Source organism: Paenibacillus sp. GXUN7292 (assembly GCF_050864975.1).
In the GTDB taxonomy this organism is placed as follows: domain Bacteria; phylum Bacillota; class Bacilli; order Paenibacillales; family Paenibacillaceae; genus Pristimantibacillus.
Genome location: NZ_JBOZWO010000001.1, coordinates 116,252 through 131,201 on the forward strand (window position 1 = coordinate 116,252; position 14,950 = coordinate 131,201).

13 protein-coding genes and 1 pseudogene are annotated in these 14,950 nt (G+C 43.6%); 12 read left to right on the forward strand and 2 right to left on the reverse strand.

The window, feature by feature from the left end:
* Positions 1–21 precede the first annotated feature (21 nt).
* Complete coding sequence (locus ACRRU2_RS00510) at positions 22–1,173, forward strand: Gfo/Idh/MocA family protein (RefSeq protein WP_432499612.1); 1,152 nt, start codon at positions 22–24, stop codon at positions 1,171–1,173.
* A gap of 12 nt (positions 1,174–1,185) precedes the next feature.
* Positions 1,186–2,262, forward strand: a complete 1,077-nt coding sequence (locus ACRRU2_RS00515) for a Gfo/Idh/MocA family protein (protein WP_432499613.1) — start codon at positions 1,186–1,188, stop codon at positions 2,260–2,262.
* 43 nt (positions 2,263–2,305) lie between these two features.
* Here ACRRU2_RS00515 and ACRRU2_RS00520 read toward each other — a convergent pair whose 3' ends face one another.
* A complete protein-coding gene (locus ACRRU2_RS00520; RefSeq protein WP_432499614.1) occupies positions 2,306–3,049 on the reverse strand; it encodes a hypothetical protein in 744 nt (247 codons plus the stop codon).
* Entirely contained in the window at positions 3,039–3,440 is a 402-nt protein-coding gene (locus ACRRU2_RS00525) for a hypothetical protein (RefSeq protein ID WP_331699186.1), read from the reverse strand. Before ACRRU2_RS00525 ends, ACRRU2_RS00520 begins: the two co-directional genes overlap by 11 nt.
* Before the next feature lie 227 nt (positions 3,441–3,667).
* Here ACRRU2_RS00525 and sigK point away from each other — a divergent pair, with 227 nt between their 5' ends.
* From sigK to ACRRU2_RS00575, 10 genes and pseudogenes are all read left to right on the forward strand, one after another.
* On the forward strand, positions 3,668–4,366 hold the full coding sequence (gene sigK / locus ACRRU2_RS00530) for an RNA polymerase sporulation sigma factor SigK (RefSeq protein WP_331699187.1): 699 nt from the start codon (positions 3,668–3,670) through the stop codon (positions 4,364–4,366).
* 156 nt (positions 4,367–4,522) lie between these two features.
* Positions 4,523–4,702: a hypothetical protein gene (locus ACRRU2_RS00535; protein WP_331699339.1), complete on the forward strand. Its 180-nt coding sequence runs from the start codon at positions 4,523–4,525 to the stop codon at positions 4,700–4,702.
* Positions 4,695–5,297, forward strand: coding sequence for a zeta toxin family protein (locus ACRRU2_RS00540; protein ID WP_432499615.1), 603 nt, complete (start codon positions 4,695–4,697; stop codon positions 5,295–5,297). The genes ACRRU2_RS00535 and ACRRU2_RS00540 overlap by 8 nt, the downstream gene beginning before the upstream one ends.
* Before the next feature lie 151 nt (positions 5,298–5,448).
* Positions 5,449–5,895 (forward strand): annotated as a pseudogene (locus tag ACRRU2_RS00545) (sigma-70 family RNA polymerase sigma factor); the annotation flags it as partial.
* Positions 5,896–7,002: 1,107 nt separating this feature from the next.
* Positions 7,003–8,532 carry an extracellular solute-binding protein gene (locus ACRRU2_RS00550; RefSeq protein WP_432499616.1) on the forward strand — a complete coding sequence of 510 codons (1,530 nt, stop codon included), beginning with the start codon at positions 7,003–7,005 and terminating at the stop codon, positions 8,530–8,532.
* 120 nt (positions 8,533–8,652) lie between these two features.
* Positions 8,653–10,977 (forward strand): helix-turn-helix domain-containing protein, encoded by a 2,325-nt coding sequence (locus ACRRU2_RS00555; protein WP_432499617.1) that lies wholly within the window; start codon positions 8,653–8,655, stop codon positions 10,975–10,977.
* A 39-nt stretch (positions 10,978–11,016) separates the two neighbouring features.
* Complete coding sequence (locus ACRRU2_RS00560; RefSeq protein WP_432499618.1) at positions 11,017–12,105, forward strand: mandelate racemase/muconate lactonizing enzyme family protein; 1,089 nt, start codon at positions 11,017–11,019, stop codon at positions 12,103–12,105.
* A 17-nt stretch (positions 12,106–12,122) separates the two neighbouring features.
* Positions 12,123–13,070: an ABC transporter permease gene (locus ACRRU2_RS00565; protein WP_331699192.1), complete on the forward strand. Its 948-nt coding sequence runs from the start codon at positions 12,123–12,125 to the stop codon at positions 13,068–13,070.
* Positions 13,071–13,084: 14 nt separating this feature from the next.
* Positions 13,085–13,963, forward strand: a complete 879-nt coding sequence (locus ACRRU2_RS00570) for a carbohydrate ABC transporter permease (RefSeq protein ID WP_331699193.1) — start codon at positions 13,085–13,087, stop codon at positions 13,961–13,963.
* Positions 13,964–14,174: 211 nt separating this feature from the next.
* Entirely contained in the window at positions 14,175–14,945 is a 771-nt protein-coding gene (locus ACRRU2_RS00575; protein ID WP_432499620.1) for a fumarylacetoacetate hydrolase family protein, read from the forward strand.
* Positions 14,946–14,950: the final 5 nt, after the last annotated feature.

Sequence of the window (14,950 nt, forward strand, 5' to 3'; positions counted from 1 at the left end):
ACATTAATAGGAGGGTGAGCCATGATTAAGGTAGCGATTATTGGACTTGGAGCTATAGCTCCTTCTCATATTAAAGCTTACAAAGAGCTTAATGAGCATTATGAAATTGCAGCGCTATGCGATGTTTATTTAGAAAAAGCACAGCAAACGGCGGCGGAGTACGGCTTGAACTGCGAAATATATCAAGATGTTCAACAGCTGTTCGCAAGAGGGGACATTGATCTAGTATCGATTTGTACGCCTCCTTATACGCATGCTGAGCTTGCCATATCGGCGATGAAGGCAGGCCTGCATGTGCTGGTAGAGAAGCCGATGGCCTCCTCACTGGAGGAATGCGATGCGATGAACCGCACAGCTGCTGAAACAGGCAAGCTATTGTCCGTAGTTGCACAAAACCGCTTCCGAACGCCAATGATGAAGCTAAAGCAGGTGCTTGACAGCCAGCTCATTGGACAGGTTGTCCATGCACAGGTCGATTCCTTCTGGTGGAGGGGGCATAGCTATTACGACCTATGGTGGAGAGGCACCTGGGAAAAAGAAGGCGGTGGCTGCACCCTTAATCATGCTGTGCATCATATTGATATTTTTCAATGGATGAACGGCATGCCGCAAGAAGTAACCGCGCTGATGAGCAATACGTCGCACGATAACGCTGAAGTAGAAGATTTGTCGATTGCCGTATGCCGGTACAACAATGGCAGCATGGCGCAAATTACTAGCTCAGTCGTACATCACGGACAGGAGCAGCAGCTCATTTTTCAAGGGAAAAAGGCCAGAGTGTCCGCACCTTGGAAAGTAAATGCTTCGATTTCGAAGCCAAACGGTTTCCCTGAAGTAAATAATGAACTCGAAGAGAAACTGCAGCAGCTGTACAACAGTTTGCCTGAGCTGCAGTATGAAGGCCACACGGGTCAAATCTATGATATAGCAAGAGCTATTAAAGGCGAGAAGCCATTGCTTGCTGACGGGCAGCAGGGACGGCAAACGGTTGAGCTAATTACAGCTATTTACGAATCAGCCAGCACGGGGCAAGCGGTGAAGCTGCCGTTAGGCAGCAGCAGCTCATTTTACAGCAGAGAAGGAATTATTAAGAACGCCAAATATTTTTATGAGAAAACGAGCAGCGTAACCAGCTTTGCAAGCAATGAAATTACAACAGGTGATGAAAAGTAAGGAGCGGGCAGGATGGATAAAAAAGATGGCATGAATTATGCGCCGAAAGGCAACAAAAGCAGTGTCGTTGCGGAAGGCGAATTTAAGTTTGGCGTGATCGGACTGGATCATGGCCATATTTATGGCATGTGCAACGGCCTATTGGAGGCAGGCGGCGAGCTGGTCATCGTCTATGACCCGGATCCAGGCAAGCTTGCCAGCTTTCAGCAAAAATTTCCGCAAGCCGCAATAGCTGCTTCCGAATCAGAGGTGCTGGAGCATAATGAGCTGCAATTAATTGCCTCTGCGGCTATTCCTTCCGAGCGCTGCGGTATAGGGCTTCGCGCGCTGGATCATGGCAAGCATTATTTTGCCGATAAGCCGTCCTTTACTACACTGGGGCAAATTGAGCTTGCGGAGCGCAAAACGGCGGCAACCGGGCTGAAATGGGGCGTATATTTCAGTGAGCGCCTGCATGTCGAGGGAGCTGTATTCGCGGGCCAGCTTATTGAGGATGGGGCGATTGGACGCGTCGTCCATGTAATTGGCACAGGTCCTCACCGCATCAATGCGCCTTCAAGGCCGGATTGGTTTTTTGAGCATGATCGCTATGGAGGCATTCTATGCGATATCGGCAGCCATCAAATCGAGCAATTTTTGCATTATGCCGGAGCGAAGGACGCCCGTGTGCTGCACAGCAAGGTAGCTAATTATCACTTTAAGCAGTATAAAGGCTTTGAGGATTTCGGAGATGCAACACTTGTGGCTGATAACGGGGCAACCTTCTATTTTCGCGTAGACTGGCTTACTCCGGAAGGTCTTGGCACTTGGGGGGATGGCCGGGTTCTAATCATGGGTACAAACGGCTACATAGAAGTGCGCAAATATATCGATATTGCTGCAAGGTCAACAGGCAATCATGTTTATTTGGTTAACGGGCAGGGAGAGCAGCATTTTGAAGTAACCGGCAAAGTTGGCTATCCCTTCTTCGGCGCTTTTATAAAAGATTGTATTGACGGAACGGACAATGCGATGACACAAACGCATATCTTTACAGCTAGCCGCTTATGCATAGAAGCGCAACTGCAGGCTATCGTAGTTGAAAGTTAATAAAAATAAACACAAGCTAGCTTTTTTTACAGGCTGGCTTGTGTTATTTTTTTGTATTCCTTGGCTTAGCCTTTTTATTCGAATTTGCAATTAGCGGCTTGGAACGAACTGCTGCAGTCTTGGGTTCATTACCGCTTTCTGTAGACGGATTCGGGTAGCAAGAGCTTATTAATCGGATCGTTTGCTGTAAAATTTGCCGATTAGTTTTAGCAGAGAAAGGGAATCTTCGCATAACCTGGACAAGCAGCTTTTTAACATCTACCTGAGAGGGAGTTTTATTTTGCGGAAACGCTGCAGCATTGTAAGTAATAGGAATATAAAAATGAGGTTGGAAGAAAGAGCTGCATATACTCGATATGGCCAGTGAGAGCTTTGTCATTTGCTCTTCTAGCAAGCGATTTAATTCAGCAGCTTCGATCTTTGATTGTTCAAAAATGAGCTGGGCTAGAGCCGCGATCCAATCTAATTTTAATTGATACAGCTTCTCTATTTGAATTTGATATTTTGCAAAAGAATTCTCTGAAGCAGACGGGCTCCAAATTTCAAGCGTCGTGTTTATTTTTCGAAAGGTGACCCATTTCAGCATAAGCAGCGAGTCTATCAAATATAGCTGCGAGGCATTAAAAGCGATCAGCTCCTGCAAGTTTACTTTGCTGCTATCGAATACATTATTTTGAATAAAAACTAGCACCTGCTCAATATTAGCTGAAATCAATCCTTGCAGAGCAGCGATTTCATGGCTGATCGCAGCAATGGCCCATTCGGCATTCGATTCGTTATTCTTCATAGTTATCTTCGTCGTAACGCCCGCATTTGCAGCATTGCTCAAAGTCGTGATTGCAGCTGGAGCCGCATACATCTGATTCCTGGCTATAATGGCCCGGATCGTCATAAAACGTATCGATTATTTTCATAATATCGCCAAGCTTATGCAGCATAAGCATTTGATTAGTAAGAATGCCCCGCATCATCTTCTCGACACTTGTGTTAACTGTAATAGCGTCTTTTAACGATAAGGACTTATCTTTCAGAAAGTGCTGAATCTTTTCAGCTTCAGCATTAATGATGTGTGAGAAGCTGATATCTTCAAGCGCTATGGAGGTTAGCAATAAGTTAACGACATCTTCGCGATTAAGAATAATATCTGGTTTAATGTCCGGAATGTTGGGCATTGACATACAATCACACCTCATCATTTTAATGGGCTAGATTTGCTTCTTAACATGCATATGCAGTCAGCAGCTGAAACTTGTCTAACTATGCTAATTGTTTTGTAACGCCTCTACTAGGAGGCTGGCACTTTTTTTGTACTTGCACTTCTGGGCGAATACCTACATACACTATATAACTGCACTGTTTATAAAGAGAAACATAAACGGTAAACTGGCCTGGAGGTGTACGACAAATGGGATTGTTTACAACAATAGCTTTATTTATTAAACAGCTATCGTTACTTGTATCGTATGTGAAGAACAATGCCTTTCCACAGCCTTTAAAAGAAGAGGAGGAAGCAAAGCATCTGGCACTGATGGCTGAAGGAAATGCGTATTCGAGGAATTTGCTTATTGAACATAATTTGCGGTTAGTGGCACATATCGTCAAGAAATTTGATAATACGGGTGAGGATCTAGAGGACTTGATCAGCATCGGCACGATCGGGCTAATTAAAGCGATTGAGAGCTTTCAGCCTGGCAAAGGCACAAAGCTGGCCACTTTCGCAGCCCGCTGTATTGAGAACGAAATACTTATGCATTTACGTTCGCTCAAGAAGGTTCGCAAGGACGTTTCCTTGCATGATCCGATCGGAACGGACAAGGAAGGCAATGAAATTACTTTGATCGATATATTAGGCACGGATACGGATGATGTGGCGGAAAAGGTGCAGCTGAAAATTGAAAAAAGTAAAATCTATAAAAATCTGGACATACTCGATGATCGCGAAAAGGAAGTAGTGATCAGCCGTTTTGGATTAATTACTGGCGGAGAAGAACGAACACAGCGCGAGATCGCGAAGGAACTGGGCATCAGCCGCAGCTATGTGTCACGGATAGAGAAGCGGGCGCTGATGAAGCTGTATCATGAGTTCTATAAGGTGAAGCGGTGAGTTGAATGGCAGTGATCAGCCTATGAGCGTGAGATATGTATTCTCATGCTTATGGGCTATTAATGTTAGTAGCAGGAACTATGGTTCCGACTTATGTAACATGTCACATGTTATGGTATACTCAAGCTACATATAACGAAATCGGCGGTGATAAAGATGATGAACCGAACAAAAGGTTTAGCTAAATTAATTCGTTTAACGGGTGATCGTGCGAAATTGGATGCGAAAGCAAATGGTACGTACATTGTATATAAGACGTCGGATGGGCAATTTGTGAAAGAATATAGTACAGGCAAGATTGAACCAATGAATGAACGGGAGCTCTATCATGAATAAGACAGTTGCAACGATGTTCGTGTTCGCTGGTAATAATGGAAGTGGGAAGAGTACAATACGTAATTTGATTGTAGATCGACTTGGTGTAAGTGTTAACATTGATCCTGATGCTCTAGCTCGTAAAATCGATCAGCTACACCCAGAGAAATATAGGGTAACTGCAGGAAAGGAAGCCATAAAATTAGCCAGAGAATGTATTCGAAATAATAGGGATTTCACAGTCGAGACGACCTTAGCAGGTGGTAACGTTATTCGTCAAATGCGTGAAGCAAAAGAAAGTGGCTTCGAGATTTTTATGTTCTATGTAGGACTAGGAGATGTACGACTTAATATTGAGCGTGTTGCTACTCGCGTGAAAAACGGTGGCCATCATATTGAGTCAGAGGACATCATTAGACGTAGCGTAACGAGTATGGAGAATCTTTTGGTTCATCTGGATCTAATTGACCACCTCGTCGTTATTGATAATAGTAAAGCAGATGGTGAAATTATACTGGAAGCAGATCATGAAATCATCAAATATCATTTGAAGGTTTTGCCTGAATGGGCTCAACGCATTGAGCAACATTTGATATTAAGGAATAATCACAAATAAAACCGAGCGCTGAAAGGTCACAGTGTTCGGTTTATTTTGTTTGTATTGTGATCCTGGTACATTAAATCAAGTAGCCGGTATTAATAATACAAAGATAAAATTATTTAACAAGTACCCATGATATCAAACATATTGAAAGATATACAGTAAAGGGCTAATTAAAGCGATTGAGAGATTTCAGACCGATAAAGGCACAAAGCTGGCCACTTTTGCAGCCCGTTGTATTGAGAATGAAATACTTATGCACTTACGTTCGCTCAAGAAGGTTCGTAAGGACGTCTCCTTGCATGATCCGATCGGAACGGACAAGGAAGGTAATGAAATTACTTTGATCGATATATTAGGCACGGATACGGACGATGTGGCGGAAAAGGTGCAGCTGAAAATTGAAAAAAGTAAAATCTATAAAAACCTGGACATACTCGATGATCGCGAAAAGGAAGTAGTGATCAGCCGTTTTGGATTAATTACTGGCGGAGAAGAACGCACGCAGCGCGAGATCGCAAAAGAATTGGGCATCAGACGCAGCTATTTGTCACGGATAGAGAAGCGGGCGCTGATGAAGTTGTATCATGAGTTTTATAAGGCGAAGCGTTAAATCCAACAATTTTGATAAGGCCGGCGATGCCGGCTTTTTTATTGTTTAGGAAATTATGCATCAGTTAAAATTGTGGATAAGTATGTCGGAATAATTAGGGGGGATAAAGACGGCGTACGATGCGGCTGTGAGTTCGAATTGCTCCTAATGATGCAGACAATAATGACCGTTAGCGCTCATATTTCGCTAACTTCTACTTTCTAGCGGACAGAAATGTCCGTTAGCGGGAAAAAAGCTAGAAAATTCGGCGGAATGTTCTTCTAATGGTCATAAGTGTCCGCATACACAACAAAAAGACTGCTTTTTTGGTTCCAACGGTCATGGATGTCCGCACCGCAAATAACATCGCATTGTTTGTTCTTTGCACACGATGACGGCAAGTTAGGTCACCGATTGGTGATTTTGTTCTTTTTATACGCGGCATCTTAGTTTTAAAAAAGGGAAAGGATTTGTCGATAGATATATTTTTCGGACTTACTATTAAACTGTTAACTCAAAAGATATGGATGGAAGTGGTGGAGGAATGAAGAAAACAATCATGATAATTATCATGATAATTACATCATTTATTATTGGTGTTAATAATTTAATATGGTTAGTTGAGTTTGTTTTTGCGATAACAGGTACATTCAGACCACAGCCCTATTTCATAATTGTCGAAGTGAACATAATGAGCATACTCTAAAATTAGTTTCTCGAATAATGTATTATTCGATCGAGGTAACTTTTGCAGCTCGTTGTATTGAGAGCGAGATACTTATGCATTTACGTTCGATCAAGAAGGTTCGCAAGGATGTCTCCTTGCATGATCCGATCGGGACGGAAAAGGCAATGAAATTACTTTGATGGTTATTATTGTGCTAACAGTATCAAAATTAGATAGTAATATGGCCGAAAGCTCAGCCGTCTATTTGAGACGATGGCTGGGCTTTTGTGTTTACCGAAGGTTTGCAGGCCACAGCTTCAACCGCCATGTAAATGAGGACACAAGGGGTGACAAACCTTGCTGTTATGCGGTTTTTTGACAATGTGCAAGTATTGTCACTTACATGCAGCTATTGTTTCTCCCTATAATTGGAGTTGAAAATACAATATCAGGGGGTCGCTATGAAGCTAAAATCGAAGAAGTTATTGGGATCAGTGATGTTGATTGCAGTTGCCGCCACGGTGTTGTCGGGTTGCGGCAGCAGCAGCAATAAAAAGGAAGGAGAGCAGGAGGAAAAGCTTAAAATTCAATTTATGGTTCCATCCTATGCGGACGTGCCAAATATGAATGATGAATACTGGAGCCATTTTCAGAAGAAAAATGCTGTAGAGCTTGATATCGAATGGATACCATCGGGAGATTACGATACAAAGTTTGATCTCGTACTTTCGTCGGGCAATATTCCTGAGGTTATTGTTGCTAATAATATTACTCGTCCGACTTTGCAAAATGCGGTAAAGCAAGGGGCGTTTTGGGACTTAACGCCGTTTCTGGATGATTTCAAACAGTATCCGAATTTAAAAAATAACAGTTTTGAAGCCGTTTGGGATTATGTGAAAACGGATAATAAAGTGTTTGGCATTCCTAGAAATCGTCCTCAAATCGACATTGGCATAAAAATGCGGAAGGATTGGCTGGATAAGCTGAATCTACAGGTTCCTACAACGCTCGAGGAATACCGTACGGTGCTGAAGACTATCGTTGAAGGTGACCCAGACGGCAATAATCGCAACGATACGATCGGACTTATCGGCCACGGCACGATGAGCAGCTTTTTCTCGGACAGCGATGGCAGCTTCTTGGCAGCCTTTGGCGGTTTAGATCCCATCTATGATGATCGTGGCGGTATTATTAATAAGTTTTTAACGCCTAATTATACGGATTTGATTCGTTATTTCCGTCAGCTATACGAAGATGGCATATTGGCACAGGATTTCTCCGTCGTGAAGCAGACACAGGCGGAAGAAATTTTTACAACAGGCAGAGCCGCTTCTTACGGACGAAATGTATGGCGTGACTTCACCTTTGAGCAAAGTATTCAAAAGGTACAGCCCGAAGCAGAGGTTATATCCTTGCCTCCAATGAAAGGTCCAGGGGGCAGCAGCGTGCAGCTTTCAGTTCCTTTCTCCGGCGCGTTCTATATATCCAAAAAAGTGTCTGAGGAAAAAGTGAAGCAAATATTGCAGTTCTTTGAACGCACGACAACGATGGAAGAAACAGACTATAACTATTACGGTCTGCAAGATATTCATCATACACTCGCGGATGGGCAGCCTCAGCTGACTGAGCTTGGAAAGCAGCAAGTAACGGCTAATGGCACCGGGGCGATCTTCCCGCTAGCCTACAATAACAAAATGAAGGTTGTTAATCCAGCTGCGCCAAAATCTTATAATGATGCAAAAGAGCAATCAGTAGCTAATTATGCGGAAGTAGGAAGAATAGATTTCTTCGCCATTATTAATTCGGATACCTGGACATCCATCTGGCCGAAATATCAAACGGATTGGCAGTCCATGGCAGTTAAAGCGATTGCTGGCCAAATTACAATGGAGGAATACGAGGCTTATATTAAACAGCTAAATGAAAATCCAGAGTTTCAAGAGGCTTATCAGCAGTTTGCTGCAGATTACAGTATGAAATTTCCTAAGTAATAAATAGGCCATTTACGAAAAGCGGTGTAATATTTACTTGATCTGTTTGACAGCGCTTTCTATTATTAGATTAATAGAGCAGTCTGCTGCAAATTACACCTGATGAAATGGGGAGAATCAATGGCTGGTTGGAAAAAGGCATTTGTTCAATTGCTTTCAGCGTTGAAGCGAGCAAATTCAAGAAGCTACTTTTTGAAGCTGATCTGGTTTGGATGTATTTCTGTTTGTGTTCCAGTTATTTTGGCTAGTGTCGTTTACTATCAATATTCCATGAATAAAATGGAGAAATATATTCATTCCGAGAGCACGGCTTCACTATCAGCGATGCGTGATCGCGCAGAGCGGGTGCTGCAGCAAATCGAACAGGAGTCGCTCCAATTAGCCAATGATGCTTTTCTTCAGGATTCACTAGCAGGGGGAGCACAACCATCCGTGCTTACGAAGACAGAGCTGTTAAAGAAAATCGCGCTAGTTAAAAATTTTAATAGTTTTATCAACGAAATCTATTTATATAGTTCAAGCGATAATCTGGTGCTATCAAATGAATACGGTGCAATTGCCAAAGAGGATTATCGCACGAGCAGCCATTTGGATGAGCTGCTGCAAAGCAATCATCCTACCCAGTGGACGAAAACGACAGGCAGGGAAGGGTTCATTACTTTTTCCAGAGCGCTGCCGCTTATCGGCACAGAAGGCCCTAAGGGAATACTTGGGTTTGAAATTGAAACAGCAGCGCTAAGCAAATTTATGGAGACGGACACGACGCTTGTCGCCGCTAATCAAGAGCTGATGATTGTGAAACTGAATGATCCTTTTGGCTCTGAACGAAGATCGGAGCAATTTCTTGAATCCTTAACGAGTCTGCCAGCCATTGAGAAGATTAGAGAATCAGACAAAAGTGCCGATTTCTTCGTAGCGGAAGGAATCGACGGCAAGCAAGCCCAGTACCGTTTTGTTAAAAACGTATTTTCAAGAACGTATATTTCTGTCGTACCGGAACAAATCATTACAGATCAGTTAAGCTGGATTCGGCAGCTGACTGCTTTTATTATCGTTGTATTTGCGGCGATTGGCATATTGCTCACTTATATTAATTCCCGGAGAGCCTATACCCCAATTGAACAGCTCATTCAGCACAGCCGTCAATTACGGGATGATCAATCAGGGCAGTTAACAGATGATCTTGGCGTTATTCAACAATCGCTTGATTATTTAAGCGGAGAAACTAAAAAGCTGGAGTCTTATATGCAGTCGCTTGAGCCTTCATTAAGAGAAAAGTTTCTCTATCAGCTGCTTAACGGAGATTATCGCGGAAACCAATCATTATTGCAGGATTGCGAAACATACGGAATGGAAATGAACAATACCTACGTAACCTTATTGGTTGAAGCTGAGAAAATATATAAGGAAAAAAGGTTTATGCCGGAGGAGAAAGGAATCGTTGCTTTCTCGCTAGCGAATGTCATGCAGGAAATATTGTCTGGACGGGATATAGTCGATATGAAGGGCTTTGTCATTCCCTTTCAAGGCCGAGGCGCTGCCATATTGCAATTCAAGCCTGATCGCTCTGACGATGTTATACGCCAGCATATACAGCAATTTGTACACGCGATCATCGAGGCGTTTCGTCATTACTTGGCCTTTGAGGTCACGGTAGGAATAGGTCGGTCCTATTCGCATATAGCTGACGTTCCAGTGTCCTGCAATGAAGCGGATCACGCGCTGCAATACCGGTTATTCCGTGAGTCAGAGCAGGTGCTCTTTATTGACGAGGTCGAGCAGGTGAAATCACAGTCCTTGCTTCGTTACCCGTCTGAGCTGGAGACTGATATATTAGATGCGCTTAAACAGGATGATTTGCAGCAGGCAACTGAGCTTTTCGAGAAGTTTATTGCCACGATCCATAGCTCGCAATCCTATGCTTTTATTTATCAAAGCTATCATGTTTTTTTATCGAAATTCATTATAAGTATGGAAGCGCAGGGAGCGAGCAGCAATGAAATTATTGCTCATAATTTGTTTGGCCAGCTGAGAAGCATGCAAACTTCAGACGAGATGAAAGAGTGGTTCAAGCAGAAGCTGTTTCCGTTATTCAGCTGGCTGACTGCTAGCGAGCGTGAGTCAAGCGGCGATTCCGCGATTGAGTGGATATGCAATTATATCGAGCAAAATTGCGGGCAGGATTTATCTCTTGTTCACTGCGCAGATAAAATCGGTGTAAGTCCATCTTATTTAAGCAGGCTGTTCAAGAAAAAAACCGGAAAAAACTTTTTGGAATTCGTAGTAGAAACCAAAATGGAAGAAGCCAAAAGGCTATTGAAGGATACAGACGGCAATATTTCTCTAATTGCGGAGGCAGTCGGATATTCGGAGCGGAATTTTATTCGTGTATTTCAACGATATGTGCATACGACTCCAGGGAATTTTCGTACACAGTTTCGCTAGCTCAACTCTATGTGCGCTAAAAAAAGGAGGAGTGATGATATGAAAATTAAACGGATTGAGACGTTTACGAAGCAACAGCTTTCCATTGTACGAGTTACAACGGAGGATGGTATGCAGGGTTACGGGCAAATCGCGCCCTACCACGCCAATATATCTGCCTTGGTGCTTCATCAGCAGGCAGCACAGCATGCGCTTGGCGCCGATGCTAACGATATTGCAGCTGTATCTGAAAAAATCATACGCGAGGAGCATAAGTTTCCAGGCTCCTATATTTGCAGGGCAGCAGGAGGCATTGATACCGCGTTATGGGATTTGTTGGGGAAGCGTGAGGACAAGAGCGTTGCTGAGTTACTGGGAGGTACAGTCAAAGAAATTGCTGTATATGGCTCCAGCATGAAGCGCAATATTAGCCCGCAGGCTGAAGCAGAACGGATTAAGCGCCTGCAGGCTGAGCGGGGGATCGAAGCGTTCAAAATTCGTATCGCCAATAACTTTGGCAATGATGTAGATGTTTATCCGGGCCGCTCCGAGGAGGTTGTACGGGCTGTTCGCTCGGCAATCGGAGACAGAGGCTTATTATTCGTCGATGCCAATAGCGGATATACGCCACAAAAAGCTATCGAGACGGGGAAGATGCTCGAGCAGTACGGAGTGACGCATTTTGAAGAGCCTTGCCCGTATATGGAACTGGAATGGACGAAGCAGGTTGCTGATAAGCTTGATATTCCGGTAACAGGCGGCGAGCAGGATACCGACTTGGCACAATTCAGACGAATGATTCATATGCGCGCAGTCGATATTGTTCAGCCTGACATTTGCTATGCAGGCGGATTAAGCAGAGCTTTGGAGGTTGCCCGAATGGCAGAGGCTGTTCAAATGCCTTGTATGCCCCATGCTGCGAACTTGTCTATGGTTACTGTGTTTACTATGCATATGGCATCAGCAATACCTAATGCGGGTGCTTATATGGAGTATACGATTGAAGAGGACAACTGGACGAAGGATTTATTTAGGGAACCGCTTCATGTTGCCGATGGCAAGGTGCAAGTGCCGAGTGGACCAGGCTGGGGAGTTACAGTAAATCCAAAATGGCTGGAGCAGGCCGACTATCAAGTAAGTGAAAAATAAAATGAGGTGCGACAGCTATGCAAACAGCAGCAAAAAGGAGAACGGGAATAAGCATTAACAGTTCGCGGCTATGGAGGGTACTGGTTCGTTATCGCTGGATGTATCTGCTCGCTTTGCCCGGCATTATCTATATGCTTATTTTTAAATTTGGACCGCTATGGGGTTTGTTAATTGCTTTCAAAGAATATAATCCGTTCCAGGGGCTTTGGGGAAGCCCGTGGGTAGGCTTCACTCATTTTAAAGAGTTGTTTTCTAGTGAGATTTTTTATACGATGCTGCGAAATACGCTGGCTATAAACATTATCGGCATCATTTTCATGTTTCCGATGCCAATATTGCTGGCGCTGATGCTCAACGAAGTTAGGCATGAGGTATTCAAGCGCTTGAATCAATCCATCGTCTATTTGCCGCATTTTTTATCCTGGGTTGTAGTAGCGAGTATGACTTTCTTTATGCTTTCGACAGATGTTGGTCTGATTAATAAGCTGATTTCCGGTATGGGCTTCAAGCCGATTTCGTTCCTGTCCAATCCTGATTTGTTTTGGGGACTGCTGACGGTGCAAGGCATGTGGAAGGAAGTGGGCTGGGGCACGATTATATTTTTGGCTGCTATGGCAGGCGTAGATCCCCAGCAATATGAGGCCGCAGTAATCGACGGCGCATCGAGAATGAAGCAGATTTTTCATGTCACCTTGCCTGCTATTCGGCCGACCATTATTGTGCTGCTAATATTGCGGTTAGGACAAATGGCGGATGTCGGCTTTGAGCAAATATTGCTAATGAGCAACCCGCTCGTTACAAGCGTTTCGCAGGTATTCGACACGTATGCCTACACGGTCGGCATATTAGGCGGGAAGATCAGCGTTGGTGTAACCGTCGGGATGTTTAAAGGCTTGGTCGGCTTAGTGCTGGTCGTTCTTTCTAATCGTATTGTTAAAAAGCTGGGACAGGACGGCATTTATTAAGGAGGGTTACTCATTTGAGCTACGTCGCTACGAAGAAGCTGACATTATTTGATTATGTGAACTATTTTCTACTTACTATCATTTCACTTGCGTGTGTATTTCCGTTTATTTATGTTGTGAGCGTTTCATTTACAGACCCGGATGCCTATATTCCGCTGCAATTTTATTTGTACCCGGAGAAATGGTCGCTGGCCGCTTATAAATATATTTTGTCGACAAACAGCTTTATGAATGCATTAAAAAGCACCGTGTTTGTTACAACGATTGGAACGGTGCTTAGTATTGCCATCTCTTTTACATTCGCATATGTGCTTACGAAGAAGGAAGTGCCTGGAAGAAATATAATGCTGGGCGCAGTTGTTTTTACGCTGGTCTTTCATGCAGGCATTTTGCCGAACTACTTGCTTATTAAAGAGCTGAATTTGCTGAATTCGCATTGGTCGCTTATTTTATCCGGACTTACGAATGCCTGGAGTTTAATTGTTATAAAAGGTTTTTTGGACTCGCTGCCTTCAGAGCTGGAGGATGCGGCAAAAATAGACGGCTGCTCGGATATTAGTGTATTCTGGCGAATTGTTATTCCGCTATCTATGCCGGCCATTGCTTCATTTGTATTATTTTTTGCGGTAGCTTATTGGAATACCTATTTCAACGCGCTAATTTATTTGAGCGACGCCAAGAAATGGACGCTGCAGGTGCTGGTCAAATCACTCGTCATCGATTCGGACTCTAACGGTGTAGGCGCAGCAGGTAGCAGTGACGATCGCGTTTTGCCGCAGGAAACGATTCGAATGGCTTCGATTGTATTGGCGATGCTTCCTATATTGGTTGTGTATCCTTTTTTACAAAAGCATTTTGCGAAAGGCGTTATGCTAGGATCAGTAAAAGGATAGGAGCAATCGACAATGACTACAACAGCGGTTGGAAGCCCAAACTTGTTCGCAGTGTCATGCCCGTTCGTTTGCTTGGTGCCTCATTCACAATAAATAGACAGTATAAAGATATCAAAAATGAAGATTGACAAGAAATAGATCGTGTGTGAATATATTTTTTAAGCATATTTATGAACATTGTTCAATATAATGAACAGAAAGGGCGTTTTATATGAAATTTGTCCGTTTTTCTGTGGAAGGCGAAGCTGCAATTCGCTCTGGTCAATTAGAAGAAGGCATTATCCATGAATGGACCGGACATTTATTTGGCAGCCGGGTTACGACGGGGAATCAATTTCCGCTTGAAGCTGTTCAATTGAAGGCGCCGCTGGAGCCTCGCCATATTATTGGAATCGGCAAAAATTTCAGTCCGGCTGGGGAAGAAAAACAGCCCATCCCTGAAATGCCTATCCTATTCTTTAAACCGCTTACTACTGTGATTGGGCCGGGAGATGCTATTAAGCTTCCCTCTGCAGCAGCGCAAGTTAAATTCGAGTCTGAACTGGCGGTGATTATAGGGGCAGAAGCTAGTCATATTAAGACTTCAGACGTAAAGGACTATATTTTTGGCTATACGATTGGCAATGATTTAGGGGCGTTCAATTATTTTCACCCGGAAGGCCATTGGACGATCGGTAAAGCATTTGATACATTTTGCCCGCTAGGTCCATATATTGAGACACAATTTGATTATAACAGCGCGCATATTCAAGCCAGAGTCAATGGCGAGCTTCTGCAGGATGCAGGCATGGACCGGATCATTATGCCGGTAGATCAGCAGATTGCCTATATTAGTTCATTTATGACGCTAAAGCCTGGTGATGTTATTTTGACGGGTACACCCGCGGGCGCTCAGTATGTGAAGGACGGAGATAGCATTACATGCAGCATTGAAGGGCTGGGTCATTTACATAATCCGGTTATTTTAGAGGAAGGGAGCTAACTTGT